Annotated in this window: 21 protein-coding genes, 3 tRNA genes and 2 pseudogenes; 13 read left to right on the forward strand and 13 right to left on the reverse strand. The window is 69.4% G+C overall.

All coding sequences use genetic code 11. The annotated features are described in order from the left end of the window. Nucleotides 1-12 precede the first annotated feature (12 nt). Nucleotides 13-588, reverse strand: a complete 576-nt coding sequence (locus H1D24_RS24515; RefSeq protein WP_181659816.1) for a TetR/AcrR family transcriptional regulator — start codon at nt 586-588, stop codon at nt 13-15. Nucleotides 589-713: 125 nt separating this feature from the next. Between H1D24_RS24515 and H1D24_RS24520 the strand changes: the two genes are divergently transcribed. Together H1D24_RS24520 and H1D24_RS24525 are read left to right on the forward strand one after the other, a co-directional pair. Beyond that, nucleotides 714-893: a hypothetical protein gene (locus H1D24_RS24520; protein ID WP_181659817.1), complete on the forward strand. Its 180-nt coding sequence runs from the start codon at nt 714-716 to the stop codon at nt 891-893. Further along, nucleotides 893-1,468, forward strand: coding sequence for a hypothetical protein (locus tag H1D24_RS24525; RefSeq protein ID WP_181659818.1), 576 nt, complete (start codon nt 893-895; stop codon nt 1,466-1,468). Before H1D24_RS24520 ends, H1D24_RS24525 begins: the two co-directional genes overlap by 1 nt. A 37-nt stretch (nt 1,469-1,505) precedes the next feature. Here H1D24_RS24525 and H1D24_RS24530 read toward each other — a convergent pair whose 3' ends face one another. After that, the gene (locus H1D24_RS24530) at nt 1,506-2,276 is read right to left on the reverse strand and encodes a methyltransferase domain-containing protein (RefSeq protein WP_181659859.1); all 771 of its coding nucleotides are present in this window, start codon (nt 2,274-2,276) and stop codon (nt 1,506-1,508) included. Between the two features lie 76 nt (nt 2,277-2,352). Here H1D24_RS24530 and H1D24_RS24535 point away from each other — a divergent pair, with 76 nt between their 5' ends. Next, entirely contained in the window at nt 2,353-2,898 is a 546-nt protein-coding gene (locus tag H1D24_RS24535; RefSeq protein WP_309484424.1) for a helix-turn-helix domain-containing protein, read from the forward strand. Nucleotides 2,899-2,969: 71 nt separating this feature from the next. On the opposite strand, the gene H1D24_RS24540 is transcribed toward H1D24_RS24535, so the two are convergent. After that, nucleotides 2,970-4,583 carry a multicopper oxidase family protein gene (locus H1D24_RS24540; protein WP_181659819.1) on the reverse strand — a complete coding sequence of 538 codons (1,614 nt, stop codon included), beginning with the start codon at nt 4,581-4,583 and terminating at the stop codon, nt 2,970-2,972. A gap of 266 nt (nt 4,584-4,849) precedes the next feature. Between H1D24_RS24540 and H1D24_RS24545 the strand changes: the two genes are divergently transcribed. The 3 genes from H1D24_RS24545 (at nt 4,850) to H1D24_RS24555 (ending at nt 7,645) form a co-directional block, all read left to right on the forward strand. After that, nucleotides 4,850-5,071, forward strand: a complete 222-nt coding sequence (locus tag H1D24_RS24545; protein ID WP_181659820.1) for a hypothetical protein — start codon at nt 4,850-4,852, stop codon at nt 5,069-5,071. Nucleotides 5,072-5,384: 313 nt separating this feature from the next. After that, nucleotides 5,385-5,585, forward strand: a complete 201-nt coding sequence (locus tag H1D24_RS24550) for a hypothetical protein (RefSeq protein WP_181659821.1) — start codon at nt 5,385-5,387, stop codon at nt 5,583-5,585. A gap of 200 nt (nt 5,586-5,785) precedes the next feature. Beyond that, on the forward strand, nt 5,786-7,645 hold the full coding sequence (locus tag H1D24_RS24555; protein ID WP_181659822.1) for a PA domain-containing protein: 1,860 nt from the start codon (nt 5,786-5,788) through the stop codon (nt 7,643-7,645). A gap of 129 nt (nt 7,646-7,774) precedes the next feature. On the opposite strand, the pseudogene H1D24_RS44130 reads toward H1D24_RS24555, so the two are convergent. Both H1D24_RS44130 and H1D24_RS44135 read right to left on the reverse strand, forming a co-directional pair. Continuing rightward, nucleotides 7,775-7,900, reverse strand: a pseudogene (locus H1D24_RS44130) (HoxN/HupN/NixA family nickel/cobalt transporter); the annotation flags it as partial. A 124-nt stretch (nt 7,901-8,024) separates the two neighbouring features. Next, a pseudogene (locus H1D24_RS44135) lies at nt 8,025-8,354 on the reverse strand (HoxN/HupN/NixA family nickel/cobalt transporter); the annotation flags it as partial. Between the two features lie 553 nt (nt 8,355-8,907). Between H1D24_RS44135 and H1D24_RS24565 the strand changes: the two are divergent. Together H1D24_RS24565 and H1D24_RS24570 are read left to right on the forward strand one after the other, a co-directional pair. Continuing rightward, on the forward strand, nt 8,908-9,174 hold the full coding sequence (locus H1D24_RS24565; protein ID WP_181659823.1) for an SHOCT domain-containing protein: 267 nt from the start codon (nt 8,908-8,910) through the stop codon (nt 9,172-9,174). 58 nt (nt 9,175-9,232) lie between these two features. Beyond that, on the forward strand, nt 9,233-9,487 hold the full coding sequence (locus H1D24_RS24570) for a DUF2933 domain-containing protein (protein ID WP_220137152.1): 255 nt from the start codon (nt 9,233-9,235) through the stop codon (nt 9,485-9,487). A gap of 238 nt (nt 9,488-9,725) precedes the next feature. Here H1D24_RS24570 and H1D24_RS24575 read toward each other — a convergent pair. The 3 genes from H1D24_RS24575 to H1D24_RS24585 all read right to left on the reverse strand — a co-directional run bounded on the left by H1D24_RS24575 (nt 9,726) and on the right by H1D24_RS24585 (nt 10,182). Beyond that, a tRNA-Ile gene (locus H1D24_RS24575) sits at nt 9,726-9,799 on the reverse strand. 232 nt (nt 9,800-10,031) lie between these two features. Beyond that, nucleotides 10,032-10,104: transfer RNA gene (locus H1D24_RS24580), tRNA-Asn, on the reverse strand. Between the two features lie 5 nt (nt 10,105-10,109). After that, nucleotides 10,110-10,182: transfer RNA gene (locus H1D24_RS24585), tRNA-Asn, on the reverse strand. A 152-nt stretch (nt 10,183-10,334) separates the two neighbouring features. Here H1D24_RS24585 and H1D24_RS24590 point away from each other — a divergent pair. From H1D24_RS24590 to H1D24_RS24605, 4 genes are all read left to right on the forward strand, one after another. Then, nucleotides 10,335-10,634, forward strand: coding sequence for a YtxH domain-containing protein (locus H1D24_RS24590; protein WP_181659825.1), 300 nt, complete (start codon nt 10,335-10,337; stop codon nt 10,632-10,634). Between the two features lie 121 nt (nt 10,635-10,755). After that, nucleotides 10,756-12,204, forward strand: coding sequence for an FGGY family carbohydrate kinase (locus H1D24_RS24595; protein ID WP_181659826.1), 1,449 nt, complete (start codon nt 10,756-10,758; stop codon nt 12,202-12,204). Between the two features lie 201 nt (nt 12,205-12,405). Further along, nucleotides 12,406-14,139 carry an ABC transporter ATP-binding protein gene (locus H1D24_RS24600; RefSeq protein WP_181659827.1) on the forward strand — a complete coding sequence of 578 codons (1,734 nt, stop codon included), beginning with the start codon at nt 12,406-12,408 and terminating at the stop codon, nt 14,137-14,139. Continuing rightward, nucleotides 14,139-16,118, forward strand: coding sequence for an ABC transporter ATP-binding protein (locus tag H1D24_RS24605; protein ID WP_181659828.1), 1,980 nt, complete (start codon nt 14,139-14,141; stop codon nt 16,116-16,118). Before H1D24_RS24600 ends, H1D24_RS24605 begins: the two co-directional genes overlap by 1 nt. Before the next feature lie 137 nt (nt 16,119-16,255). Here H1D24_RS24605 and H1D24_RS24610 read toward each other — a convergent pair whose 3' ends face one another. The 5 genes from H1D24_RS24610 to H1D24_RS24630 all read right to left on the reverse strand — a co-directional run bounded on the left by H1D24_RS24610 (nt 16,256) and on the right by H1D24_RS24630 (nt 23,559). Next, nucleotides 16,256-17,596, reverse strand: coding sequence for an RNA polymerase sigma factor (locus H1D24_RS24610; protein ID WP_181659829.1), 1,341 nt, complete (start codon nt 17,594-17,596; stop codon nt 16,256-16,258). A 165-nt stretch (nt 17,597-17,761) separates the two neighbouring features. Further along, nucleotides 17,762-19,672 (reverse strand): DNA primase, encoded by a 1,911-nt coding sequence (gene dnaG, locus H1D24_RS24615; RefSeq protein WP_181659830.1) that lies wholly within the window; start codon nt 19,670-19,672, stop codon nt 17,762-17,764. Nucleotides 19,673-19,750: 78 nt separating this feature from the next. Next, nucleotides 19,751-21,013 carry an NAD(P)/FAD-dependent oxidoreductase gene (locus tag H1D24_RS24620; protein ID WP_181659831.1) on the reverse strand — a complete coding sequence of 421 codons (1,263 nt, stop codon included), beginning with the start codon at nt 21,011-21,013 and terminating at the stop codon, nt 19,751-19,753. Nucleotides 21,014-21,226: 213 nt separating this feature from the next. Further along, nucleotides 21,227-22,540, reverse strand: coding sequence for a deoxyguanosinetriphosphate triphosphohydrolase (locus H1D24_RS24625; protein ID WP_181659832.1), 1,314 nt, complete (start codon nt 22,538-22,540; stop codon nt 21,227-21,229). A gap of 95 nt (nt 22,541-22,635) precedes the next feature. Further along, complete coding sequence (locus tag H1D24_RS24630; RefSeq protein WP_181659833.1) at nt 22,636-23,559, reverse strand: sirohydrochlorin chelatase; 924 nt, start codon at nt 23,557-23,559, stop codon at nt 22,636-22,638. Between the two features lie 334 nt (nt 23,560-23,893). Here H1D24_RS24630 and H1D24_RS24635 point away from each other — a divergent pair, with 334 nt between their 5' ends. Beyond that, on the forward strand, nt 23,894-24,514 hold the full coding sequence (locus H1D24_RS24635; RefSeq protein WP_309484425.1) for a SanA/YdcF family protein: 621 nt from the start codon (nt 23,894-23,896) through the stop codon (nt 24,512-24,514). Nucleotides 24,515-24,529 lie beyond the last annotated feature (15 nt).

A 24,529-nucleotide genomic window follows, 5' to 3' on the forward strand; every position in this document is an offset into this window, starting at 1 on the left:
GCGGGCGAGGTGTCAGCGTGAGGGGCGCAACCCGGCCAGCGTGACGGCGGCAAGCCGTCGGACCGCGGCCTTGGAGGACAGACTGCTTGCCCCGGCGAGCGCGTGCAGGCAGTAACCGGTCAGCTCGTCCGGCGCAATATCGTCACGGACTTCGCCCGCCTGGACAGCCTCGACCAGCAGGCCCCGGATGAAGTGGCGGAGATGCTGCTCGGCGTGCGCCACGTGGCCACCACGGTGCAGCAGCGCCGAGAGCTCTCCCCCATGGCCGTGTCTCTGCTGCTGGATGAACGCGTAGGCCTCCAGCACCGCTTCCAGCCGCTCTCCGGGGGTGCCGGAGCGGTCCCGGAGTTCGGCGAGTTGGTCAAGGTGGCTGGCGACCTGGCGTTCGTGCCAGGCCATCATGATCGATTCGATGTCCGGGAAGTACTTGTAGAGCGTGGCCCGGCCGATGCCACTGCCCTCCGCGATCTGCGACATCGTCACGGCCCGCACTCCGTGCTCGGACACAAGGGCCGCCGTGGTTTCCAGCACCGCGTCGCGTACGGCGCGGCGGTGCTCCTCGATGGTCTCGTTCCACAGCTTCGGCACCGGGTCAGTGTACGTGACGACGATGCCGATACACTGCGCCTCGACGTAGACATACTGTCTCGATAAGTCTTGCCGTCATGGAAGAAGCGCCTGACAGTCGCGCTCGCACGACAAAGGGGACCCGCATGACCGACTCACCGTCCGAGCGCGCCGACGGCAGCGCAGCGCCCGACCGCAGGATGCCTCCTGGCGCCCCGCGCTGGGTGAAGGTCTCTGGAGCCGTGGCGCTCGCCGTGGTCGTACTGTTCCTGGTTCTGCACCTCACCGGCAGCGGAATGGGGCCAGGCATGCACGGAGGCCACTGATGGCAATGGCACCCGGTGTCCGCAAGTTTGCGCTCACCGCGCACGTCGCGTCCTCTGTCGGCTGGCTGGGCTCGGTGGCGGTGTTTCTGGTGCTCGCCGTCGTCGGCCTGACCAGCGAGAACACCCCGCAAGCCCAAGGCGCCTATATGGCCATGCAGTTGACCGGCTGGTACGTGATCGTCCCGTTGGCTTTCGCCTCACTGCTGACCGGGCTCGTCCAGTCGCTGGGCACCACATGGGGGCTGTTGCGCCACTACTGGGTGCTGGCGAAGCTAACGCTGACCGTCGTGGCCACGTTCCTCCTCCTGCTGCACATGCAGGTGGCCGACCACGTGGCGGACGCAGCGGTGCGGGCGAACCTGTCCGGCACCGATCTCGACGGAATGAGAGTCCAGCTCGTGGCCGACGCGGCTGCCGCCGTACTGGTGCTGCTCACGACCACGGCCCTCTCGATTTACAAGCCACGCGGCATCACCCGCTATGGATGGCGGGTGCAGAACGAGCAGCGGGCGGAACGGGCCGGAGAACGGGCCGGTGACGGGGACATGGGCACCGCTGCTGCGGCCCGGGCCTGAGCTGGCTGGCTGGCTGCCGCGCCGCGCCACCGTATGCTCAGCGTGGCGCGGTCCCCGCGGCCACGAACATCGGCAGTGCCATGAACAAGCGGTTGACCTCCGCACGAGCGCGCTGCTCGGCTGTCCACGCATCGGTCTGCTCGCGTGTGACGGCGCCGGTGGAGCAGGCTCCTTCGGCCAGTCCGGCGAGCAGCGGCAGCATGGCTGCCCCGATGAAGACGCCGGTGTGGACCTCAACCGTCACCTCGCCGAAACCGGCATCCAGCAGCAGATTGCGGTAGCGGCGCGCGGCCCGCGGGCCGGCGGTCATGTCGGCGCGTGCGTGCACGATGGTGCGGGTGAGGGCCGGATCGTCGGAGTCGATGACGAAGGTGTCCCAGTCCTGTCCGACCAGCACGATCCGTCCACCTGGGACGAGAACGCGCCGCGCCTCGGCCAATGCTCGTTCCGGTTCCACCAGTTCATGGAACACCTTGTCCGCCCGGTAACCGTGGGCGGAAGAGTCCACGAGTGGCAGTTCGTACGCTCCCGCGATCCGAAAATCCGCCTTGGGCCACCGCGTGTGGGCAACCGCGATCATTCGCTCGTCCGGATCCACGCCGACAGCCTTGACGCCCCGCTCAGCCAGTTCCGCCACGGCGCACCCGGCGCCACAGCCCACGTCCACGGCGGATGTTCCGGGGGCGGCGCCGAGCAACTCGTAGGAGAGCGCACGCAGTTCCTTGACGCCGGGCAGCTTGTCGGCGGCGTCGAGAAGCGCGATGAGGTCGTCCGTCTCTTGTTGCGTCTGTTCTGCTTCCTTTGCCATGAGCGCCAGGCTGCGACTTAATGTCGACATGAAGTCAAGCGAGCACGGCACTTCAGTGAGCGGCGAGGACGAGGCCATGAGCATCGGCGCCGCCGCGGAACGCTTCGGTCTCGCCACGCACGTCCTGCGTCACTGGGAGGCGACAGGGCTGCTGACGCCCGTCCGCGACGCGGCTGGCCGACGCCGCTACGGCACGGCTGACCTCACACGCGTCGCCGTCGCCGTCATCCTGCGCGCCAAGGAAGCAGGTCTGTCCCTCGTCACCATCCGCTCCATGGCCGTCACGTCCGATCCCTCGGCGCGAAGCGACATCCTGCGAGCAGAGGCAGACGCCCTTCGCTCCCGCATCGCCGCCGCCAAGGCGTCACTCGAGCTCATCGAATGCGCCCTGGACTGCGACCAGGAGGACTTCACCCAGTGCGCGCACTCCGCCAGATGGTGGCCGAGCGCGTTGGTCCTGACTCCGCCGTACACTTTCCCGTCTGAGGTCGCCGGCCGGGTCGAAGACCGAGCGCGGCCGGATGACGCCGACGGCAAGGCCATATACGCACCGCGCACCGGCAAGAACATCGAGATCACCAACCTCGACTCCATGCCGTTCTTCGCCGCCAGCGGGCCGTGACCCAAGGCCGGCACCGCTGAAGCCCTGGTGCCGGGGAACGGCCCATCCCCGGCACCAGGCAGTGCTGGCGATCAGGCCCGGTAGGCCACCAGCGCCACCATCCCCGCCTCACCGTGATACGCGTTGTGGCAGTGCAGCATCCATTGACCGGGGTTGTCCGCGTCGAAGACGACGGACAGCTTCTTCTTCGGCAGCACGATTGTGGTGTCCTTGCGCGGGCCGCTGGTCCCGAGCTGGTAGGTGTGGCCGTGCAGGTGCATCGGATGCCACATCTCCGTTGTATTCACGAAGTCAAGCTGGACCCGCTGGCCCTCCTCGATCGTGAGCGGATTCGCGGCCGGGTCGTCCATATCGAAGGCTTTGCCGTTGATGGCCCAGTTGTACTTGCCCATGCTGCCGGTCAGCTCGATGCGGTGCACCCTGTCCGCCTTCTTGGACGGCAGCCGCACGTCGTCCGCCGCGCGCAGCTGGGACGCGGTGAGGATCTTGCCTTCCAGCTCCTTCGGGCGGACGGTCGCGCTCGGCGCGCTGCCGGATCCCGTGCGGATCAGGGCCATGCCCGTGGTGTCCTTGCCTTCCGCCAGCGCGACCAGCGGGAAGACGCCGTCGCCGAGGGTGACCAGTACGTCGTACCGCTCGCCCATGCTGATCAGCAGGGCGTCGACCTGCTGATGCTCGACGGGGAAACCGTCGGTGTGGGTGATGGTGAGCTTGTGGCCGCCGAGCGCGACCCGGTACGCCGTGTCACCGCCCGCGTTGATGATCCGCAGCCGCACGCGCTTGCCGGGCTTGCCCTGGTAGACATCCGGGTCGGCGGGGACACGGCCGTTGACCAGGTGGTACGGGTACTTCACGTCACCGGCGTCGCCTCCGAGCAGGTCGCTCTCGGCGCCCATGAGCATGAACTTCATGGACGTATCGCCGGACGAGGATGAGGCGGAGGGGGACGCGGAGTCGTCGCCCATGCCCATTCCCTCCATGTTCCCCATGTCGTGCCCCTCGTGGCCGCTGCTGGAGCTGGCGTCATCGTCCATGTCCATGCCGCCCATGCCCTGCCGGAGTTCGGCGAAGACCTCGTCGGGGGTGCCGGTGACACCGTCGACCCAGTCATCGAGAACGATGACCCACTCGTCGTCGTACGACAGCGGCTCCTTCGGGTCCTCGACGATCAGCGGGGCATACAGACCGCGGTCAAGCTGGACGCCGACATGGGGGTGGAAGAAGTACGTGCCGGGGGCGTCGGCGATGAAGCGGTAGGTGAAGTTGCTCCCGGCCCGTACGGCCGGCTGCGTGACTGGCGGCACACCGTCCATGTCGCTGCGCAGAGCGATGCCGTGCCAATGGACGGATGTGGTGGTCTTGTTGGGCAGCTGGTTGGACAGCTCGGCGGCCAGCGTGTCGCCTACGGACACACGGAGTTCCTTGCCCGGCGCCTGGCCGCTGAAGGCCCAGCTCTTGGCCATGACACCGCCACCGAGGTCCAGCATGTCGGGCGCGGCGGTCAGGGTGACGTTGTGCACCTTGCCAGTGCTGGTGCGCTTCTTCTCGGCCGCGGCGACCGCCGAGCCGGACGGGTTGACGAGGGCAGGCGTGCTGCCGGAGTTGCTGGTGCAGGCGGCTAGCGCGCCCACGCCGGCGACGCCGAGCCCTGCCATCAGAATGGAGCGGCGGTTGATGCTGTTCATGTGAGTTCGTCCTCGATCTCTGTGTGCGCATGGGATCACGTGCGGAGACGGCTCCTCGGCATGACAGGGCAACGAGGAGACCGTTGGGCACGGCCTAAATGCGCAGCTGAGAGAGAACAGATAGGTCCGGGGGTGCTCGACCCACCGTCCCGGCGGGCTCCGAACCCGGGACGGTCGCTTCGAACGGACGGTGGTCGCAGGCGCCCCAGGATTCCGCCGGCGGCGCGAGGTTCACCGCGTCGACGGTCGCCGACGCGCAATGCTGCATGACCATGCTGGAACAGGCCGCACGAGAGGAACCGTCCACAGCCGGTGCGGCGGCCGTCGGCTCCGCAGCATGCGCGGCGGCGTTCCCGTGTGCGCGCTGGGCCACGTCCACGGCATGCGCGGCGGGACTGCCCGTCATCATCACGCCGGACATGCCCGCCATCACGTGGACGGCGGACGCCGGTGCCATGCTGATGGCCGCAGCGGACGTCTCATGGTGAACCAGTAGGGCGAGCGCGGCGAACAGAGCGATGGCGGCAGCGCGCGTCCAGCGGACGACGCTGTCTGAGGCACGGGTCCGCGAGGCGAAGGTATCCCCTACCGTCATCGCTTCCCTACGAGTTCCAATGCGAAAGCAGCCCCAGCCAATATACCCCCACGGGGTAAGTGGGGCATTCGAACCCACCCGGAAGGATGATCGCGGCCTCCAGGAGGGAAGATCGATCGCGGGCAAGCGGCACCGGACTCAAGTGTGGTGGCGGGGGCCTTCCTCATGCTGGTCGCCACCGCGTTGCTGATCGCGTTCTTCTGGGCGTGGCAGTCGTCTCCGCCGTCGCGGCATCCGGCCTCGAATACGGTGTGGTCGGCGGCTTCCCCGACGCGTTCACCGTCTGTGCCGTGGCGGCCGCCGTCGGCGCGGTGGTGGCGCTGGCGCTCGTCGCCCGCGGCAAGCCGCAGTTGACGGTCGGCCCTCACGTGCACTCAGGGCCCTGGTGCTGTTGTTCGCGGGCGTGATGGACGCCAAGTGACCACCGTCAGGGACGGAACCCCACAAGTCGTGCGCTTGCACGCGATGCCCTCAAGTATCCGAAAATACAGTTGGGTTAAAGGACTGTCAGGCGGCTGAGGCGCCAAGTACCTTTCCGATGCCGGTCGATCGACCGGCATCGTCTCGTCCTGGGCCGGTGATCCCGGCCCTACGAGTGGAGGGGAACATGCGCAAAGCCCATAGACGGGTCGGCGTAAGCCTTGTCGCGGCGATGGTCTTCGCCGCGACCGGCCTCGCCGGCTCCGCGCAGGGACACGACGGGGTCTCCGCCGGCGACGGTGTCATCGACAACGCGGCCGCCACCCACGACCACGACCAGCACGGCGGCCACGAGGGCCATCTGCCGGCCACGAGCAAAGACGTCCGCCTCGTCAGCAAGCTCAAGCTGCCCCACGTCACCGAAGGGAAGATCGCCGACGTCGGGGTCTTCAAGGGGTACGCCTATCTCGCTTCCTGGGGCGGCGTGGGCTGTGACAACACCGGCGTGCACGTGGTGGACATCCGCAACCCCGCGAAGCCGAAGGTGGCCGGGTTCATCCCGGCGCCGGCCGGCAGCGCCCCCGGTGAGGGCATCCAGACGGTGCACATCTCCACGCCCGCCTTCACCGGCGACATCCTCGTCAGCAACAACGAGATCTGCGGCGAGACCGGGTCCGGCGGCATGAACATCTACGACGTGACCAAGCCGACCGAGCCCAAGGTACTGGCCGAGGGTGTCGGCGACTTCACTCTCGAAGGTGAGCAGACGGAGATCGCCCGCCAGATCCACAGCGTCTTCGCGTGGGACGCGGGCAGCAAGGCGTACGCCGTCATCGTGGACAACGAAGAGGGCACGGACGTCGACATCGTCGACATCACCGACCCCGCCAAGGCGCAGCTCATCGCCGAGTACGACCTCGACGAGACCTTCCCGCAGATCGTCCAGGAAGCCCCGGCCAACCTCACCGAGATCTTCCTGCACGACATGGTCGTCAAGAACGTCCACGGCCGCCAGGTCCTGCTGGCCTCGTACTGGGACGCCGGGTACGTGGCCCTCGACGTGACTGACCCGAAGAACCTCACGTACATCGGTGACACCGACTTCACCGACCCCGACCCCGAGGCCGCCGAGAGCGGTCTCACGGTGGCACCGGAGGGCAACGGCCACCAGGCCGAGTTCACCCTCGACAACCGGTATGTCATCGGCGCCGACGAGGACTTCGCCCCGTACGCCCTGTCCGCCCGCAACCTCGACGACGACACCGCCGTCACCGCCGGCCAGGGCATCCCCCTGGAGGAAGGCAAGTCCGTCAGCGGCGGCACGGTGTACGCAGGGCTCGCGTGCAACGACAGCCCGGCCGTCCCCGCGGGTGACCCTGCGGCCGTCGACATCGCCGTCGTGGAGCGCGGCGTGTGCACCTTCACCGAGAAGGCCGCCAAGGTCGAGGCCGCAGGCGGCTACGACGCGATCCTCGTCTTCAACCGCACCGGCTCCGACGCCTGCGACGCCCAGTCCGGGATGAGCGTCGAAGGCTCCCTGCCCACCTTCGGTGTCGCGCCGCGTTCGCAGGGCTTCGCCGTCTTCGACCAGCCCTACAGCAACGACGACTGCCTCGCCGGCACGGGACCGGCCACGCTGCCGGTGGACATCGGCACCAAGGGTGACCAGCTCACCTTCTCGTCGTACTTCGACGGCTGGGGCTACGCGCATCTGTACCGCACCAAGGGCGGCAAGATGACCGAGCTGGACACCTACGCGATCCCGGAGGCGCACGATCCCGCGCACGCGTCCGGATCGGGCGATCTGTCGATCCATGAGGTGGCGGCCTCGCAGGTGCGGCCCGACCTGGCGTACTTCTCGTACTACGCAGGCGGATTCCGGGTCGCGAAGATCAAGAAGGACAAGCTCGTGGAGGTCGGCCGCTTCATCGACAAGGGCGGCAACAACTTCTGGGGCGTCCAGACCTTCAACCACTTCGGCCAGGAGTACGTGGCGGCGTCCGACCGCGACTTCGGGCTCTACATCTTCCAGTACACCGGCGGCTGAGCAGGGCTGAACGCTGCGGGGTCCCGAGTCGTTCGACGGCTCGGGACCCCTGCGCAGTTTCCACAACGCGACAGCGCAGATCCAGGTCACCAGGAACGTGACGACGATGCCGATCCCGATGGCGTTGAGGTCGATGCTGCCGAGCAGCTTCCACGGCTGGCGGCCGTCGACGCCGAGACGTTCCGCGAGGAGCGAGACCAGCTCGACCGTGCCGACGACGAAGGCGACGAAGATCGACAGCCCGGTCATGGTCATCCGAGGCCGAAGAGCAGTCCGACGAAGTACAGCTGCCAGGTGTGGTTGATGAAACGGTGTACCGGCCCTTGAACACCCGGTTCATCAGACCGCGGCTTGCGAGCAGCTCCTCGAGTTCCTCCGGTTGGTGGCTGCCAGCCTTCGCCTCCCGCCAGGTGCGGACGATGCCACGCAGCACTGCGAGATTCATGGCCACGATGGCATAGAGGAAGACACCCGAGACAAGGGTGCCGATGATTCCACCGGTCTCGGCGAAGCCGGCCTGGAAGCGGTTGGCGGCCTGGGCAGCGAAGGCGATGGCGACGGAGAGCGCGAAGACGACAGTCGAGTGGCCCAGCGAGAAGGCGAGACCCAGGCCCAGCGGGCGCTTGCCCTTCTGGAGCAGGTAGCGAGTGGCGTCGTCGATGGCCGCGACGGCGGGTTCGCGCCCCCGGCTGTCCGGCGGGCGCCGCAATGGTACTCGTCACTGGGATTCCTTCGCGGCTGATCACGCCGATGCATAACGCGACCTAAGCCTGCTTGCGAAGGATGTGCAGAAGGAGGCGGGGGCTTTCTTCCGACACGCAGTGTTCGGGCCCGGCCCCACGGCCCAGGCGCGTCGCCGTCTTCTTGCCCGGCCGACGACCAGCTCGACAGGTGTCCGCTGGCGGACCCGGATTACATTGGGGCTGTAGCCGCGCGCACTGTCACGCCGACGCGCTGCACCCCGTCCCCGATATACGGGGTGTCGTCCCGGCACGACCCCAACAAGGAACCACCCCCGGCGATCAAGAGCGCGGCGACCGCGATGTCGCCGAGATCAAGGCACTCATGGGAGACCGTCCTTTCAGCCCGCTACGCCACCCTCGCTCCGAGCACCCCTGCGAGGTCGGGCCTCAACGGCCCAACAGGTTGGGACCTTCAGACCATGCGACACCGGCGGCGCCAGAGACAGGCTGACAGCACGGGATACAACCCCGACGACAACAGTCGGGCCGCAACGTCCGGCTGACCTGGGCGGTGACACGATGATGTTCTGGTTCGACCACGGCGTCGGCGGGTGGGGCTGGTTGGCGATGTCGATCACCATGATCCTGTTCTGGGCGCTGATCATCACCGCTGCCGTGCTGCTCTTCCGCGCCCTGGGCCGCCAGCGCGAGCACACTCACACCCCTGCTGGTCCTGCGCCCGAGCAGACGCTCGCCGAGCGGTTCGCCCGTGGCGAGATCGACGAGGAGGAGTACCGGCGCCGTCTGGCCGTACTGCGCGATGCCGGGCCGGCTAGCCGTCCCTGATCTTCAGGCTGCGCACGCGCGGCCTCACACACCGTGCGGGTCTTTAAGGAGGCCCACCGTGAACATCGGCAAGCGCAACTACGGCCTGTTAGCCATCGCGCTCGCTATCGTCTTGGTCGGCGCACTGGCGCTCGGCCTGCCCTTGAGCACCCTGGTCCTGCTGGGCATCGTTCTCCTCTGCCCGCTGATGATGTTCTTCATGATGCGCGGCATGCACGACGGATCCGGCCAGGACACCGACCAGGCGGACCGGCCGCGGTTCCACGACCACCACACCGGACCTCGGCGACCCTGGCGAGCACGACCGCGATGATCACCCTCGCCGGCCGGGGGAAGGACGATGCCGCCAACGCGGCCGTGAAGTGGATACGTGACCACTGCGCCTCGAACGACCTGGAGCTGGTCCGGTCGAGAACTTCAACCGGCCGCTTGCCCCCTGCGTGTCCCCTGGGTCTTGATCCATGGGAGTGAACAGGGGTCGCCACGCCGCGTGGCGACCCTCGTTCTTACATCGTCGCAGGTAAAAACGATCCTGCCGAAGTGTGCGCAGGTGGGGCGGGTGGGACTCGAACCCACGGCCGACGGATTATGAGTCCGCTGCTCTAACCGGCTGAGCTACCGCCCCGTTACGGCGCGTCGCGCACATTTGTACGCGCCGTCTGCCGCAGCATAGCCGTTCATACGATCTCCTGCGTCCCATGGCCGGCCAGCCACGACCATGAGGACTTCCGGCATGCCCACGTGGTTCCCGCGGACGGGACAGCGATGCCCCGGAGACCGAACCGGACAGAACCCGGACCCGGACAGGCCCCGGACCCGGACATGAAAAAGGACCCCTGAGGGGTCCTTCCCGGCTGCTCCCCCGACTGGACTCGAACCAGTAACCTGCCGGTTAACAGCCGGCTGCTCTGCCAATTGAGCTACGGAGGATCGAGCTCCCCCGACTGGACTCGAACCAGTAACCTGCCGGTTAACAGCCGGCTGCTCTGCCAATTGAGCTACGGAGGATCGCCTCGTTGCATCGAACGCACCTACCTGGGTATTCGCCAGGCGGCACGCGCTCGCTGCAGCACATACATTAGCGCAAGCAGGGGGGTGCTCCGCCAATCGGTACTTCCGACGACCGACTCCGACGTAAGAGCAAGGGAAGGGTGGCAGCCATGCGCTACCGGCTCACATTCATCGCCGGCCTGGCCCTCGGTTACGTGCTCGGGACACGCGCCGGACGGGAGCGCTACGAGGAGCTGAAGAAGTCTGCCCGTTCCTTCACCCAGAACCCGGCCGTGCGCAACGCCGCCGAGTCCGCGGCCCAGCAGAGCCGTGTCTACGCGGGCAGGGCCGTGCACGCGGTGAACGAGAAGGTCGGCGACCGCTTGCCGGACTCGGTGACCCAGCGCGTACGGGCCCTGCGCGAGCGCGGCCGGACCGGCGAGGACGACTGGGGCACCAGCAACACCTGACGTCCGGACTCGCAGCATCCGCCGGCCTTCACCGGCCGCAGGGACCGGCGGCGCACCGCTCCCTGGTCCCCGATGTTCACTGTGGTGCGGAACACGTCTCGCGGTGCGGCAGAATTTCAGCATGGGGATAGTCGCCGGGCTGGACAGTTCGCCCGATTTCACTCGCATCGTCGTGTGTGACACGGACACGGGGGCCGTACTCAGGCAGGGGTATGCCCCTCATCCCGTCCCGGACGGCGGTGACGGTGGCCGGCTCTCCGATATCGATCCGCAGGCGTGGCTGCTGTCGCTGGGCGAGGCCGCCGGCGGCGGGCTGCTCGAAGGTGTGCAGGCCATCGGTGTCTCCGCACAGCAGAACGGGCTGGTGCCGCTGGACGCGCAGGGCGGCATCGTGCGGCCGGCGATCGTGGGCAACGACAAGCGGGCCCAGGTCGCGGCCGCCGACCTGATCGACCAGCTCGGCAGCCGCGAGGCGTGGGCGGCGGCCGTCGGCTGCGTACCGGGGGCCGGGCACCCCGTGACCAAGCTGCGCTGGCTGGCGAAGACGGAACCCGAGGCCGCACAGCGCACGGCAGTGATCATGCAGGCGCACGACTGGCTGGTGTGGCAGCTGCTCGGCCGGCCCGCGCGGCGCACCACGGACCGAGGCGGGGCGTCCGGCACCGGCTACTGGTCAGCGGCGACGGGCGCGTACCGCCCGGATCTGGTCGAGATGGCGCTCGGGCGGCAGGCCGCGGTGCCGGAGGTGATCGGCCCCGCCGAGGCCGCGGGCACGACGCCTGAGGGGCTGCTGATCTCGGCCGGCACGGGCGACACGATGGCGGCTGCGTTCGGGCTCGGTGTCGGGCTCGGCGACGCGGTGGTGTCGCTCGGGGCGTCCGGCTCCGTGATGGCCGTGCACCACGAGGCGCTGACCGACTCGACCGGGATGATCACGTCGCTTGCGGACGCCACGGGCGGACATCTGCCGGTGGTCCACACACTCAATGCCGTACGGGTCCTGCGCGGGACGGCGGAGCTGCTGGGCCTGGACCTCGAGGGGCTGTCGCAGCTGGCGCTGAAGTCGACGCCGGGCTCGCACGGGCTGGTGCTGCTGCCGTATCTCGAGGGTGAGCGCACCCCGAACCTGCCGCACACCGCGGGCACGCTCGCCGGGCTGCGCCGGGAGTCGATGAAGCCCGAGCACCTGGCGCGTGCCGCGTTCGAGGGCATGCTGTGCGGGCTCGCCGACGCGCTGGACGTGCTGCGCGGACGGGGTGTGGAGGTGCGCCGGGTCTTTCTGCTCGGGGCTGCCGCGGAACTGACCGCCGTTCAGGCAGCGGCACCTTCGCTGTTCGGCGTGCAGGTCGTCGTGCCACAGCCCGCGGACTACGCGGCGCTCGGCGCGGCCCGGCAGGCCGCCTGGGCGCTGGGCCTCTCGCAGGGCACGCTCGATGCCCGTACCCCGCCGGCCTGGCAGGGCGCTTCTGCCCAGGTGTTCGAGCCGGGCGAGGAGTTGGCGGTCGGTCAGGCGGTGCGGCAGCAGTTTACGGCCGTGCGGGAGCAGACCCATCCGGCGGCGTTTGGCTGACCGGAGCCCCGGTGCGAGCGGTCGGTTGTTCGCATCGGCCCCTCCTTTTGCCCTACTTGGCCCATCCTTGGCTCAATCATGGGTGGCGCTACCGGCGTAATTGCTTGAGGTAACGCAGGTGGAGTGTCGGACGATAGTGGGGTGGTGCAGCCAATCCGTGGCTGGTGCACCGACCTTCTTGCCGACACCGAGAGACGAAGCGTGCTCATACGACTTCTGCGGACCCACCTCAGTCCGTACAAGAAACCGATCGCCCTGCTGGTGGTGCTGCAGCTACTGCAGACCAGCGCCACCCTCTATCTGCCCACCCTCAACGCGGACATCATCGACAACGGTGTCGTGAAGGGCGACACGGGATACATCCTCAGCTACGGCGGCTTCATGCTCGCGGTCGCCGTGGTCCAGATGGCGTGCAACATCGGCGCGGTGTACTACGGCGCGCGCACGGCGTCGGCGCTCGGCCGGGACGTCCGCGCGGCGATCTTCGACCGCGTGCAGTCCTTCTCCGCACGTGAGGTGGCGCACTTCGGCGCGCCCTCGCTCATCACCCGGACCACGAACGACGTGCAGCAGGTCCAGATGCTCGTCCTGATGTCGTTCACGCTGATGGCATCGGCGCCCATCATGTGCGTCGGCGGCATCGTCATGGCGCTCGGTCAGGACGTGCCGCTGTCCGGGGTGCTGCTGGCGGTCGTCCCGCTCCTCGGCATCGGTGTGAGCCTCATCGTCCGGAGGCTGCGGCCGCTGTTCCGGACGATGCAGGAGCGCCTGGACACCGTGAACCGCGTGCTGCGCGAGCAGATCACGGGCAACCGCGTCATCCGTGCCTTCGTCCGGGACGCCTACGAGACGAAGCGGTTCCGCGGCGCCAACGAGGAGCTGACCGAGGTGTCGCTCGGCACGGGCCGGCTGCTCGCGCTGATGTTCCCCATCGTCATGACCGTGGTGAACGTCTCGTCGATCGCGGTGGTCTGGTTCGGTGCGCACCGGATCGACAGCGGCGGCATGGAGATCGGCGCGCTGACGGCGTTCCTCATATATCTGATGCAGATCGTGATGTCCGTGATGATGGCCACCTTCATGTTCATGATGGTGCCGCGGGCCGACGTCTGCGCCGAGCGCATCCAGGAGGTGCTGACCACCGAGAGCAGCGTGGTGCCTCCGGCCTCTCCGGTACGGGAACTCAGGCGCCACGGTCATCTCGAGATCCGTGCGGCCGGGTTCCGTTATCCGGGCGCCGAGGAGCCGGTCCTGAAGGGCGTCGGCCTGGTGGCGAAACCGGGTGAGACGACCGCCGTGATCGGGTCGACGGGCAGCGGCAAGTCGACGCTGCTGGGCCTCGTACCACGGCTGTTCGACGCCACGGACGGCGAAGTGCTGGTCAACGGAGTGGACGTACGGACCGTCGATCCGCAGCTGCTGGCGAAGACGGTGGGCCTCGTACCGCAGAAGCCGTACCTGTTCGCCGGGACCATCGCGACGAACCTGCGCTACGGCAACCCGGACGCGACGGACGAGGAGCTGTGGCACGCGCTGGAGGTGGCGCAGGCCAAGGAGTTCGTCGAGCGGCTCGAGGGCGGCCTGAACGCGCCCGTCGCACAGGGCGGGACCAACGTCTCCGGCGGCCAGCGGCAGCGCCTCGCCATCGCGCGGACCCTGGTGCAGAAGCCCGAGATCTATCTCTTCGACGACTCCTTCTCGGCCCTCGACTACGCGACGGACGCCGCCCTGCGCGCGGCTCTCTCGCAGGAGACCGCCGAGGCGACCGTCGTGATCGTCGCGCAGCGGGTCGCCACGATCCGCGACGCCGACCGGATCATCGTCCTCGACGAGGGACGGGTCGTCGGCACGGGCCGCCACCACGAGCTGATGGCGGACAACGAGACGTACCGGGAGATCGTGCTCTCCCAGCTGACGGAAGCGGAGGCAGCCTGATGGCCGGGCCTGCAGGGCGGATGATGGCCGGGGGCGGCCCGGACCAGCGCTCGATGGACTTCAAGGGGTCGGGCAAACGCCTGATCGCGCAGTTCAAGCCGGAGCGCACCACGATGTACGCGATGCTGGCGGCCGGTGTGCTGAGCGTCGCGCTGTCCGTGCTGGGCCCGTGGATCCTGGGCCGGGCGACCGACCTGGTCTTCGCGGGCATCATCGGGCGGCAGATGCCCGACGGCACCACGAAGGAGCAGGCGCTCCAGGGCATGCGCGAGCAGGGCGACTCAGGCATGGCCGACATGCTCTCCGGGGTCGACTTCACCCCCGGCAAGGGCATCGACTTCGGCGCCGTGGGCTCCGTACTGCTGCTCGCGCTGGTCACGTTCCTGGTGTCCGGTCTGCTGATGCTGGTGGCCACCCGGCTGTCGACGTACGCCATCAACAAGACCGTGTACCGGATGCGCGAGGACATCCAGACGAAGCTGTCGCGGCTGCCGCTGTCGTACTTCGACAAACGGCAGCGCGGCGAGGTGCTCAGCCGCGCCACCAACGACATCGACAACATCGGCCAGACGCTGCAGCAGTCGATGGGACAGCTCGTCAACTCGGTGCTCAGCATCATCGGCGTACTGGCCATGATGTTCTGGATCTCACCGCTGCTGGCGCTGGTCGCGCTGGTGACGGTGCCGCTGTCCTTCCTGATCGCGACGAAGGTCGGCAAGCGGTCGCAGCCGCATTTCGTGCAGCAGTGGCGTACGACGGGCAAGCTGAACGCACACATCGAGGAGATGTACACCGGCCACACGCTGGTGAAGGTGTTCGGGCGTCAGGAGGAATCGGCGAAGCAGTTCGCCGAGCAGAACGACGCGCTGTACGAGGCCGGCTTCCAGGCGCAGTTCAACAGCGGCATCATGCAGCCGCTGATGTTCTTCGTGTCGAACCTCAACTATGTGCTGGTGGCCGTCGTCGGCGGGCTGCGCGTCGCGTCGGGTGCTCTCTCGATCGGCGACGTCCAGGCCTTCATCCAGTACTCACGGCAGTTCTCGATGCCTCTCACGCAGGTCGCGTCGATGGCGAACCTCGTGCAGTCGGGCATCGCGTCCGCCGAGCGGATCTTCGAACTCCTCGACGCCGAGGAGCAGGAGCCGGACCCCGTACTGGCCGCGCGGCCCGAACAACTTCGCGGTCGCGTCGCGTTGGAGAAGGTGTCCTTCCGCTACGAGCCCGACAAGCCGCTCATCGACGACCTGTCGCTCACCGTCGAGCCCGGCCACACGGTCGCGATCGTCGGCCCGACCGGTGCGGGCAAGACCACACTGGTCAATCTGCTGATGCGGTTCTACGACGTGACGGGCGGCCGGATCACGCTGGACGGCGTCGACATAGCGAAGATGTCGCGCGACGAACTGCGCTCCGGCATCGGCATGGTCCTCCAGGACACCTGGCTGTTCGGCGGCACCATCGCGGAGAACATCGCGTACGGGGCGGCAGAAGGAGGGGTGGCGCGAAGCGTCTCGGGCAAGGGCGGTGGTGGGAGACGGGTGGGCGTCACCCGTGAGGAGATCGAGGAGGCGGCGCGGGCTGCCCACGCCGACCGCTTCATCCGCACCCTGCCCGACGGGTACGACACGGTGATCGACGACGAGGGCACGGGCGTCAGCGCGGGCGAGAAGCAGCTGATCACCATCGCGCGGGCCTTCCTGTCCGATCCCGTGATCCTGGTGCTGGACGAGGCGACGAGCTCCGTCGACACCCGTACGGAGGTGCTCATCCAGAAGGCGATGGCCAAGCTCGCGGACGGGCGTACGTCGTTCGTCATCGCGCATCGGCTGTCGACGATCCGGGATGCGGACACGATTCTGGTGATGGAGAACGGGGCGATTGTCGAGCAGGGCTCGCATGAGACGTTGCTTGCCTCCGGCGGGGCTTATGCGCGGCTGTATCAGGCGCAGTTTGCGCAGGCTGTGGCTGAGGTGGACTAGAAGAGTTGCCCGCCGTCGGGGTTGTCGCTGTGCCCACCCTCCCCCATTGCCTTAAGGGCATGGGGGCACCCCCATCGCCCCTGCGGCACGACTGCCCACAGCGGCAGCGGCGCGACTGCCCACAGCGGAACGGCGCCTCAGTCCAAGTAGCCCCGCAACTGGTCCGCGTACGCGTGGTCCCTGAGCTTGTTGAGGGTCTTCGACTCGATCTGGCGGATGCGTTCGCGGGTCACGCCGAAGATGCGGCCTATTTCCTCGAGGGTGCGCGGGCGGCCGTCGGCCAGGCCGTAACGGAGCTGGACGACTTTCCGCTCGCGCTCCCCGAGGGTCGACAGGACCGCGTCGAGGTGTTCGCGCAGGAGCAGGAACGCGGCGGACTCGACGGGGGACGCCGCGTCCCCGTCCTCGATGAGGTCGCCGAGCGCGACGTCGTCCTCCTCGCCCACGGGGGCGTGCAGCGAGACCGGTTCCTGGGCGAGCCGCAGGACCTCGCGGACCCTCTCGGGCGACAGTTCGAGGTGGGCGGCGACCTCTTCGGGTGTGGGTTCGTACCCGCGTTCCTGGAGCATGCGGCGCTGGACCCGCACCACGCGGTTGATGAGCTCGACGACATGGACGGGGACGCGGATGGTGCGGGCCTGGTCTGCGAGGGCCCGGGACATCGCCTGGCGGATCCACCAGGTCGCGTACGTCGAGAACTTGTAGCCGCGCGCGTAGTCGAACTTCTCAACGGCCCGGATGAGACCGAGATTTCCTTCCTGCACCAGGTCGAGCATGGTCAGGCCGCGCCCCACGTACCGCTTGGCCACCGAGACGACGAGCCGCAGGTTCGCCTCGATGAGACGGCGCTTGGCCATGCGCCCCATGACGACGAGTTTGTCGAGGTCGAGGGCGTGCTGGGAGTCGAGGTCGGGCGTTGAGCCGAGCTTCTCCTCTGCGAAGAGCCCCGCCTCGACGCGGCGGGCGAGCTCCACCTCCTCGGCGGCCGTGAGCAGGGGGATGCGGCCGATCTCGCGCAGGTACTGGCGGAACAGGTCGGCGGAGGGGCCGGCGGTCTCGGTGCGGCCGGAGGGAACCGGGAGCTCGACGGGCTCGGGGACGTCCACGAGGTCGGGCTCGGGCGGCCCGTCCACAGGGGCGGGGGGCTGGTCGGTGGGGGGCTCGGCCGGCCCCTGCGGATGGTCGGGGCTCATCACTGCTGTGCCGTGGTCGGGATGACGGCGGGCCCTGCCTTGCGGCGGCACCGCCGTCATGAGATCGATGTCCGCCTCCGAGTCCAGGGCGGTGTCGGTCTGGGTGAGGGTCTGGGTCTGCACGGGGGCGACCTCCAGGGTGATCGCTGCTGAGGCGTGCGACAGCGGTACGACGGGACCGGCGTGGGCGGCCTTGCCGCTGTCCGTCCCGTACGCGATGAGCGGAACCGCGGGGGTGTCGGGCCCGCTGTCTGCGGGCCGGCCGCGCTCCGAGGACTCAGGCACCGGAACCCAGTGTGGGGTACGACACATCACTGCCACGAGGGGCGTGCGGTGACTTTTTGAGTCCCGTCCGTGACTGGTCGGTTACGGTCGGGGCGCGCAGCTGGCCCGCTGGGCCCGGGACCGCGGCGGGAGACCGGATTCAGCCGGCCTCAGACGCGGATGCGATCAGAGCGCGTCCGCGCCGCGTTCCCGCAGTGCCCGGCCGTACTGCTGCAGCACCCACAACTCGTTCTGGACGGCGGCCAGATGCGCCGGGTCGGCGTGTGGGCCGAGGCGGGTCAGGGTGCCCTGGATCTCGCGGATGCGGCGGTCCACGGCGCGGAGGCGGACCTGGACGAGCTGGCTTCCCGCATAGATCTCGTCGACCGTCCTGCGCAGGATCGGCTCGACGGCGAGTTCGGTGACCATCGCGCGGACCACGTCGTCGGGCGCGGCCTCGCGTACGCGGGCGAGATACGCGGAGGTGTCCTGGGCGCCCGGTTCGGCGCCGCCCGCTTCCTCGATGGTCTGCCGGACCGCGGCGTACGGCGGGGCGGTGAACTCGTCGACTCCGTACGCGTCGAAGGCCGGGGAGACCAACTCGGGGTACTGCAGGGCGAGTTTGAGGAGCTCGCGCTCGGTGCGGTGGGCCGGGCTGCGGAGGTTCAGGGCGGGGCCGGACGGTGCGCGCACCGGGGCGTACGACTGCGGGGCGCGCTGCTGTGCCGCCGCTGTCGCCGGGGCGGGGCCGCGGCCGCCGCGGTCCCGGGCCCAGCGGGCCAGCTGCGCGACCCGCTTCACCACGAACTGGATGTCCAGGATGCCGAGCATGCCGGCGAGCTGGACGGCGACCTCGTGCTGCGTGGCGCTGTTCTTGATACGGGCAACGATGGGTGCGGCCTCGTCCAGTGCTGCCGCGCGTCCGGCCGGGGTCTCCAGGTCGTAGCGGTTCACGATCTGGCGGAGGGCGAACTCGAAGAGCGGGGTGCGGGGTTCGACCAGGTCGGCGACCGCTTCGTCGCCCTTGGCGAGCCGCAGGTCGCAGGGGTCCATGCCGTCGGGGGCGATGGCGATGTACGTCTCGGCGGCGAACTTCTGGTCGTCCTCGAAGGCGCGCAGGGCCGCCTTCTGGCCCGCCGCGTCGCCGTCGAAGGTGAAGATCACGCGCGCGCTGCCGTTGTCCATCAGCAGCCTGCGGAGGATCTTGATGTGGTCGCCGCCGAACGCGGTGCCGCAGGTGGCGATGGCGGTCGTGACGCCCGCGAGGTGACAGGCCATCACATCCGTGTAGCCCTCGACGACCACGGCGCGGCTGGCCTTGGCGATGTCCTTTTTGGCGAGGTCGATGCCGTAGAGGACCTGGGACTTCTTGTAGATCGCGGTCTCTGGGGTGTTGAGGTACTTCGGGCCGTTGTCGTCGTCGCGGAGCTTGCGCGCACCGAAGCCGACGACCTCGCCGCCGATGTCCCGGATCGGCCACATGAGGCGGCCGCGGAACCGGTCGATGGGGCCGCGGCGGCCCTCCTGGGACAGCCCGGAGAGCAGCAGCTCCTTGTCGCTGAAGCCCTTGCCGCGCAGATAGCGGGTGAGGTGGTCCCAGCCCGCCGGGCTGTAGCCGACGCCGAAGTGCGCGGCCGCGGCCTGGTCGAAGCCGCGCTCGGCCAGGAACTTCCGGCCGATCTCGGCCTCGGCGGAGGAGTCGAGCTGCTCCACGTAGAACTGCGCCGCGGTCTTGTGGGCCTCCACCAGGCGGATGCGCTCGCCGCGCTGGTGGCTCGGGTTGTACCCGCCCTCCTCGTACCGCAGCGTGATGCCCGCCTGTGCGGCGAGCCGCTCGACCGCCTCCGAGAAGGAGAGGTGGTCGATCTTCATCACGAAGGTGATGGTGTCGCCGCCCTCCTGGCAGCCGAAGCAGTGGAAGAGCCCCTTGCTGGGGCTGACCTGGAAGGAGGGCGATTTCTCGTCATGGAAGGGGCAGAGGCCCTTGAGGTTGCCGCCGCCCGCGTTACGCAGCTGGAGGTACTCGGACACGACGGAGTCGATCGGGAGCGCGTCCCGGACCGCCTTCACGTCCTCGTCATTGATCCTGCCTGCCACGGAGGAATTCTACGGGGGCGGACGGACACCCATGCGGCGGCGGCCGCCCCCGGTGAGCGGGGGCGAGGGCCTGACCGGTCAGCCGGCGAGGCTCTCCAGCGGCACGGACGGGTCGGACAGGGCCTCGGGACCGACCCGAGCGCGAGAGCGGATGAGCCGCTGGATCGGCTCCGTGACATCCCACACATTCACATTCATCCCGGCCAGCACCCGCCCGTCCGCGAGCCAGAACGCGATGAACTGCCGCTTGCCCGCATCGCCCCGGATCACGACCTCGTCGTACGTCCCCGGGGGCGCCCACCCCGAGTACTCGAGCCCCACGTCGTACTGGTCGGAGAAGAAATAGGGCACGCGGTCGTACGTGACCTCCTGGCCGAGCATCGCGCGGGCCGCGGCCGGGCCGCCGTTCAGCGCGTTCGCCCAGTGCTCGACGCGCACCGGGAAGCCGAAGAGCGGATGGAGGGCGGAGGCCACGTCGCCTGCGGCGTAGATGTCCGGATCGGACGTGCGCAGCGACGCGTCGACGGCGATGCCGCCGCCGTGCGCCCGGTCGGCGATGGTGAGGCCCGCGGCCTCGGCGAGGGCGGTCCGCGGGGCGGCTCCGATCGCGGCGAGCACGTCGTGCGCCGGGTGCTCCTCGCCGTCGTCGGTGCGGGCGGCGAGCACCACGCCGTCCTGACCCGTGATCCCGGTGAGGCGGCGGCCGAAGTGGAACCGCACGCCGTGCTCGCGGTGCAGGTCGGCGAAGAGCTGGCCGAGCTCGGGGCCGAGGACGGAGTGCAGGGGTGTCGGCAGCGGCTCGACGACGGTGACCTCGGCGCCGTACTCGCGCGCGGCCGCCGCGACCTCCAAGCCGATCCAGCCCGCGCCGGCGATCACGAGGTGGCCGTTGTCGCGGCCGAGCGAGGTGAGGACACCGCGCAGCCGCTCGGCGTGCGCGAGCCGCCGCAGATGGTGCACGCCCGCGAGATCCGTGCCGGGGATGTCGAGGCGGCGCGGCTCGGCGCCGGTCGCAAGCAGCAGCTTGTCGTACTGGACGAGGGTGCCGTCACCGAGGCGCACGGCCCTGGCCTCGCGGTCGATGTCCACCACGATCTGGCCGAGGTGCAGCTCGATCTCGGCCTGGGCGTACCAGGCCGGTTCGTGCACGAAGACGCTGTCGCGCTCCTCCTTGCCGAGCAGATAGCCCTTCGACAGGGGCGGGCGCTCGTACGGGTGGTCGCGTTCATCGCAGATGAGGATCACCCGTCCGGTGAATTCCTCCGCACGGAGCGTCTCGGCCGCCTTCGCCCCGGCCAGCCCTCCCCCGACGATGACGAACGTCTGATCAGCGTCGACCACTTGATGCCTCCTCGTCGGGACCGGGCGACATCGGCGGAAACCGCGGATGTCGGAGCCCGGAACAACACGGTGCCGCCACTTGAGCGTCCCCCACGGAGCGTGAGGGGGGAAGAGGGAGTGGCCCGATCAGGCCACGCTGGGTCACGTCCGTGTGCATATGCCCCTCAGCCGGGCGGGCCGTCAGTGACGCGCTCATGGGCGGCGGGCCGTGGTTCACGTGCGGCGCGCTGTGAGTCTGTCGTGCAGGGAGCGGGCCGAGGCGTCGGTCAGGGACGCGATGTGGTCGACGATGACGCGTTCGCGCGCCTGGTCGTCGTCCGCCGCGTCGAAGAGCGCGCGGAACTGCGGGTCCAGTCCTTCGGGCGCCCGCGCGGTGAGTGCTTCGGCCAGCTCCGCGACGACGATCCGCTGGTCGGCGCGGAGCCGCTCCTGTTCGGCGCGCTGCATGACGTAGCGGTCGGCCACGGCCTTGAGGACCGCGCACTCGTGGCGGGTCTGGCGGGGCACCACCAGCTCGGCCGCGTACCGCGTGAGCCGGCCGGAGCCCCATCGCGCGCGCGTGGCGCCCTCGGCGGCGAGGCAGAACCGCCCGATGAGCTGGCTCGTGGCGTCCTTGAGCCGGGCCTGGGCGACGGCCGAGCCGTCGTAGCCGTGCGGCCACCACTCCTGGTCGAGGAGGCGGTCGAGGGCTTCGGCGAGCTCCTCGGGGTCGGTGTCGGCGGGGACGTACCGCCCGATGGCCACCGCGAAGATCTCCCTGCGCTCGGGATCGGCGTGCAGGCAGTTGGGGTCGATGTGCCCGGCGTGCAGGCCGTCCTCGACGTCGTGCACCGAGTACGCCACGTCGTCCGCCCAGTCCATGACCTGGGCCTCGAAGCAGGCGCGGGTGCCCGGGGCGCCCTTGCGGATCCAGTCGAAGACGGGGCGGTCGTCCTCGTAGACCCCGAACTTCGGCGACGCCGGGTCGGCGGGATGGGCGCCGCGCGGCCAGGGGTACTTGGTCGCGGCGTCGAGCGCCGCGCGCGTGAGGTTGAGCCCGACGCTGACAAGGTCGCCGCTCTCCTCGTCGCGCACGAAGCGCTTGGGCTCGATACGGGTGAGCAGGCGCAGCGACTGGGCGTTGCCCTCGAAGCCGCCGCAGCTCTGGGCCACCTCGTTGAGCGCCTGCTCGCCGTTGTGCCCGAAGGGCGGGTGGCCGAGGTCGTGGGAGAGGCACGCGGTCTCCACGAGATCCGGGTCGCAGCCCAGCGCGGCTCCCAGCTCGCGGCCGACCTGGGCGCACTCGAGCGAGTGCGTCAGGCGCGTACGCGGGCTGGGATCCCAGGCCTGGCTGCGGGTGCCGGGGGTGACCACCTGCGTCTTTCCGGCGAGGCGGCGCAGCGCGGCGGAGTGCAGCACCCGCGCGCGGTCGCGCTGGAAGGCCGTGCGCCCAGGCCTCTTGTCGGCCTCGACGGCCCAGCGCTCGACGGCCGCCTCGTCGTAGTACGCGCTCGGTTCGGTGTACGCGCTCAGTTCGGTGCCTTCCATGCACCGACAGTAAACGCCCGCAGTGACAGAAGCCGTAACAGACGGAACACGGACAGTGAGCCTCCTGGGACCGGAGGATCAGGCCGTGGCGAGGTTCAGGCCGTGGCGAGGTGCAGGGACGCGGCCGCGGCGGAGGACATGCGGGCCTCGTCGTAGCGGTGCAGGACGAGACGGGCCATCGCGGCGTGCGCGCCCATCGGTTCTGCGGCGATCCAGGGGGCGGCCTCCGCGCACTCCGAGGCGAAACGTCCCGGCGCGGTGAAGTACGACGCGACGGCCACGCGGTGGCGGCCGCGCGCTGCCAGGGCGCGCACGGCGTCCGGCACGGTGGGGGCGGCCGCTGAGGCGTATGCCGGAACGACCGGCACTCCGAGGCGCTCGGCGAGCAGCTCGGCGGTGCGCTTGGTGTCGGTTGCGGCGTCGGGGTCGCGGGACCCGGCCGCCGCCAGGACGACCGCGCTGCTGCGCCTGTCGGCCGCACTGAGCCTCGTCCGCCACCCGGCCTCGACGAGCCGCTCGTACAGCGCCTCGGCGAGCAGCGGGTGCGGGCCGAGCGGTGCCGCAATGCGTATGTCCAGGTGGGACGCATCGGCGGCGGCCTCGGGGATGTCCTGCTTGATGTGGTAGCCGCGGCTGAGCAGGAGAGGTACGAGAACGGCGCGGCCGGGCCGGAGAGCGGCGAGCGTGTCGGGGAGCAGCGGCTCGTTCAGCTCGATGTGGCCGAGCTGAACGGAGAGACCGGGGCGCAGCTCGCGCACGCGTTCGGCGAGGGTCTCGACGGTGCTCAGTGCTCTCGGGTCGCGGCTGCCGTGCGCCACGAGGACGAGGGCGGGCGACTCGGGGCGGCGACGCCTGCCGTCGAGCGCGACGAGGCTGAGCTGGCTGCCGAGCTGGCTGGTGATCCGGTTCATGAGTTGCGCCGTACTGTCGAGGTGGCCGTCGGACTGTGCCGCGCCGGGCGGCAGGCTGCTGCCCGAGGGCTGGGTGGACTCGTCGCGAGGAGGGTTCGACGCCGTCATGAACCGATCGTGGCGGCGGTAGGTTGCCGCTGCGTTGCACGACGGTGACGGCTCATTTCCCCGGGGCTCACGCTGCGGCGAACGGCGGTGTCAGCCGGATTGCCTCCAAGGCCGTCCGACGGCGGATTGTCGGTGGGATCACCTACGGTTGATCACAGCTGGCCCGGTGCCGGGCGAGTACGGGGATACGGGGGTTCGGATGCTACGGCAAGGTTGGATGCGCACGCTGAGCCAAGCGGTTCAGACGGTTCAGACGCGTCTTCGGTGGCCGCCGAGGCCGGTGCTGCCGTCCTGGTTCCGGCTGCCTCGGACACGGACGGGGCAGCGCCGGGCGGTGCAGGCGCTGATCCTGGCCTGCGCGCTGGCGCTGCTGCCCGCCACCTGGTTGTTCGTCTCGGCGGAGGGCCGGCTGCGTACGACAGCCGATGTGCCCCGCACCCCGGTGGCGGTGGTCTTCGGCGCGGGGCTCTGGAACGGCGAGCCGTCGCCGTACCTCGCCCACCGGCTGGACGCGGCGGCCGAGCTGTATCGCGCGGGCCGGATACAGGCCGTGCTGGTCACGGGCGACAACAGCCGCGTGGAGTACGACGAGCCGGACGCGATGCGCGCCTATCTGACGGCTCATGGTGTCCCGGACCGGCGGATAGTGAGCGACTACGCGGGCTTCGACACGTGGGACTCGTGTGTGCGGGCCAAGAAGATCTTCGGCGTGGACCGGGCGGTGCTGATCAGCCAGGGCTTCCACATACGCAGGGCGGTCGCGCTGTGCGGGGCGGCGGGGGTCACGTCATACGGCGTCGGGGTCGACGACCGGCACGATGTCACGTGGTACTACGGGGCGACTCGGGAGCTGGTCGCGGCCGGGAAGGCGGCGTGGGACGCCGTCTTCCGGCCGGATCCCCGGTTCCTGGGGCCCAGGGAACCGGGGGTCTCCGACGCGCTGGCGTCCGGCTAAGACCGACCGGCAAAT

Origin of the sequence: Streptomyces himalayensis subsp. himalayensis (assembly GCF_013778455.1) — a bacterium.
In the GTDB taxonomy this organism is placed as follows: Bacteria; Actinomycetota; Actinomycetes; order Streptomycetales; family Streptomycetaceae; genus Streptomyces; species Streptomyces himalayensis.

Bases quoted from the DNA above. Each gene is read 5' to 3' on its own strand.
- H1D24_RS24520 (WP_181659817.1), top strand. From the start codon at position 714: ATGACCGACTCACCGTCCGAGCGCGCCGACGGCAGCGCAGCGCCCGAC.
- H1D24_RS24525 (WP_181659818.1), top strand. From the start codon at position 893: ATGGCAATGGCACCCGGTGTCCGCAAGTTTGCGCTCACCGCGCACGTC.
- H1D24_RS24530 (WP_181659859.1), bottom strand. From the start codon at position 2,276: ATGGCAAAGGAAGCAGAACAGACGCAACAAGAGACGGACGACCTCATC.
- H1D24_RS24535 (WP_309484424.1), top strand. From the start codon at position 2,353: ATGAGCATCGGCGCCGCCGCGGAACGCTTCGGTCTCGCCACGCACGTC.
- H1D24_RS24540 (WP_181659819.1), bottom strand. From the start codon at position 4,583: ATGAACAGCATCAACCGCCGCTCCATTCTGATGGCAGGGCTCGGCGTC.
- H1D24_RS24545 (WP_181659820.1), top strand. From the start codon at position 4,850: ATGACCATGCTGGAACAGGCCGCACGAGAGGAACCGTCCACAGCCGGT.
- H1D24_RS24555 (WP_181659822.1), top strand. From the start codon at position 5,786: ATGCGCAAAGCCCATAGACGGGTCGGCGTAAGCCTTGTCGCGGCGATG.
- H1D24_RS24565 (WP_181659823.1), top strand. From the start codon at position 8,908: ATGATGTTCTGGTTCGACCACGGCGTCGGCGGGTGGGGCTGGTTGGCG.
- H1D24_RS24590 (WP_181659825.1), top strand. From the start codon at position 10,335: ATGCGCTACCGGCTCACATTCATCGCCGGCCTGGCCCTCGGTTACGTG.
- H1D24_RS24595 (WP_181659826.1), top strand. From the start codon at position 10,756: ATGGGGATAGTCGCCGGGCTGGACAGTTCGCCCGATTTCACTCGCATC.
- H1D24_RS24605 (WP_181659828.1), top strand. From the start codon at position 14,139: ATGGCCGGGCCTGCAGGGCGGATGATGGCCGGGGGCGGCCCGGACCAG.
- H1D24_RS24625 (WP_181659832.1), bottom strand. From the start codon at position 22,540: ATGGAAGGCACCGAACTGAGCGCGTACACCGAACCGAGCGCGTACTAC.
- H1D24_RS24630 (WP_181659833.1), bottom strand. From the start codon at position 23,559: ATGACGGCGTCGAACCCTCCTCGCGACGAGTCCACCCAGCCCTCGGGC.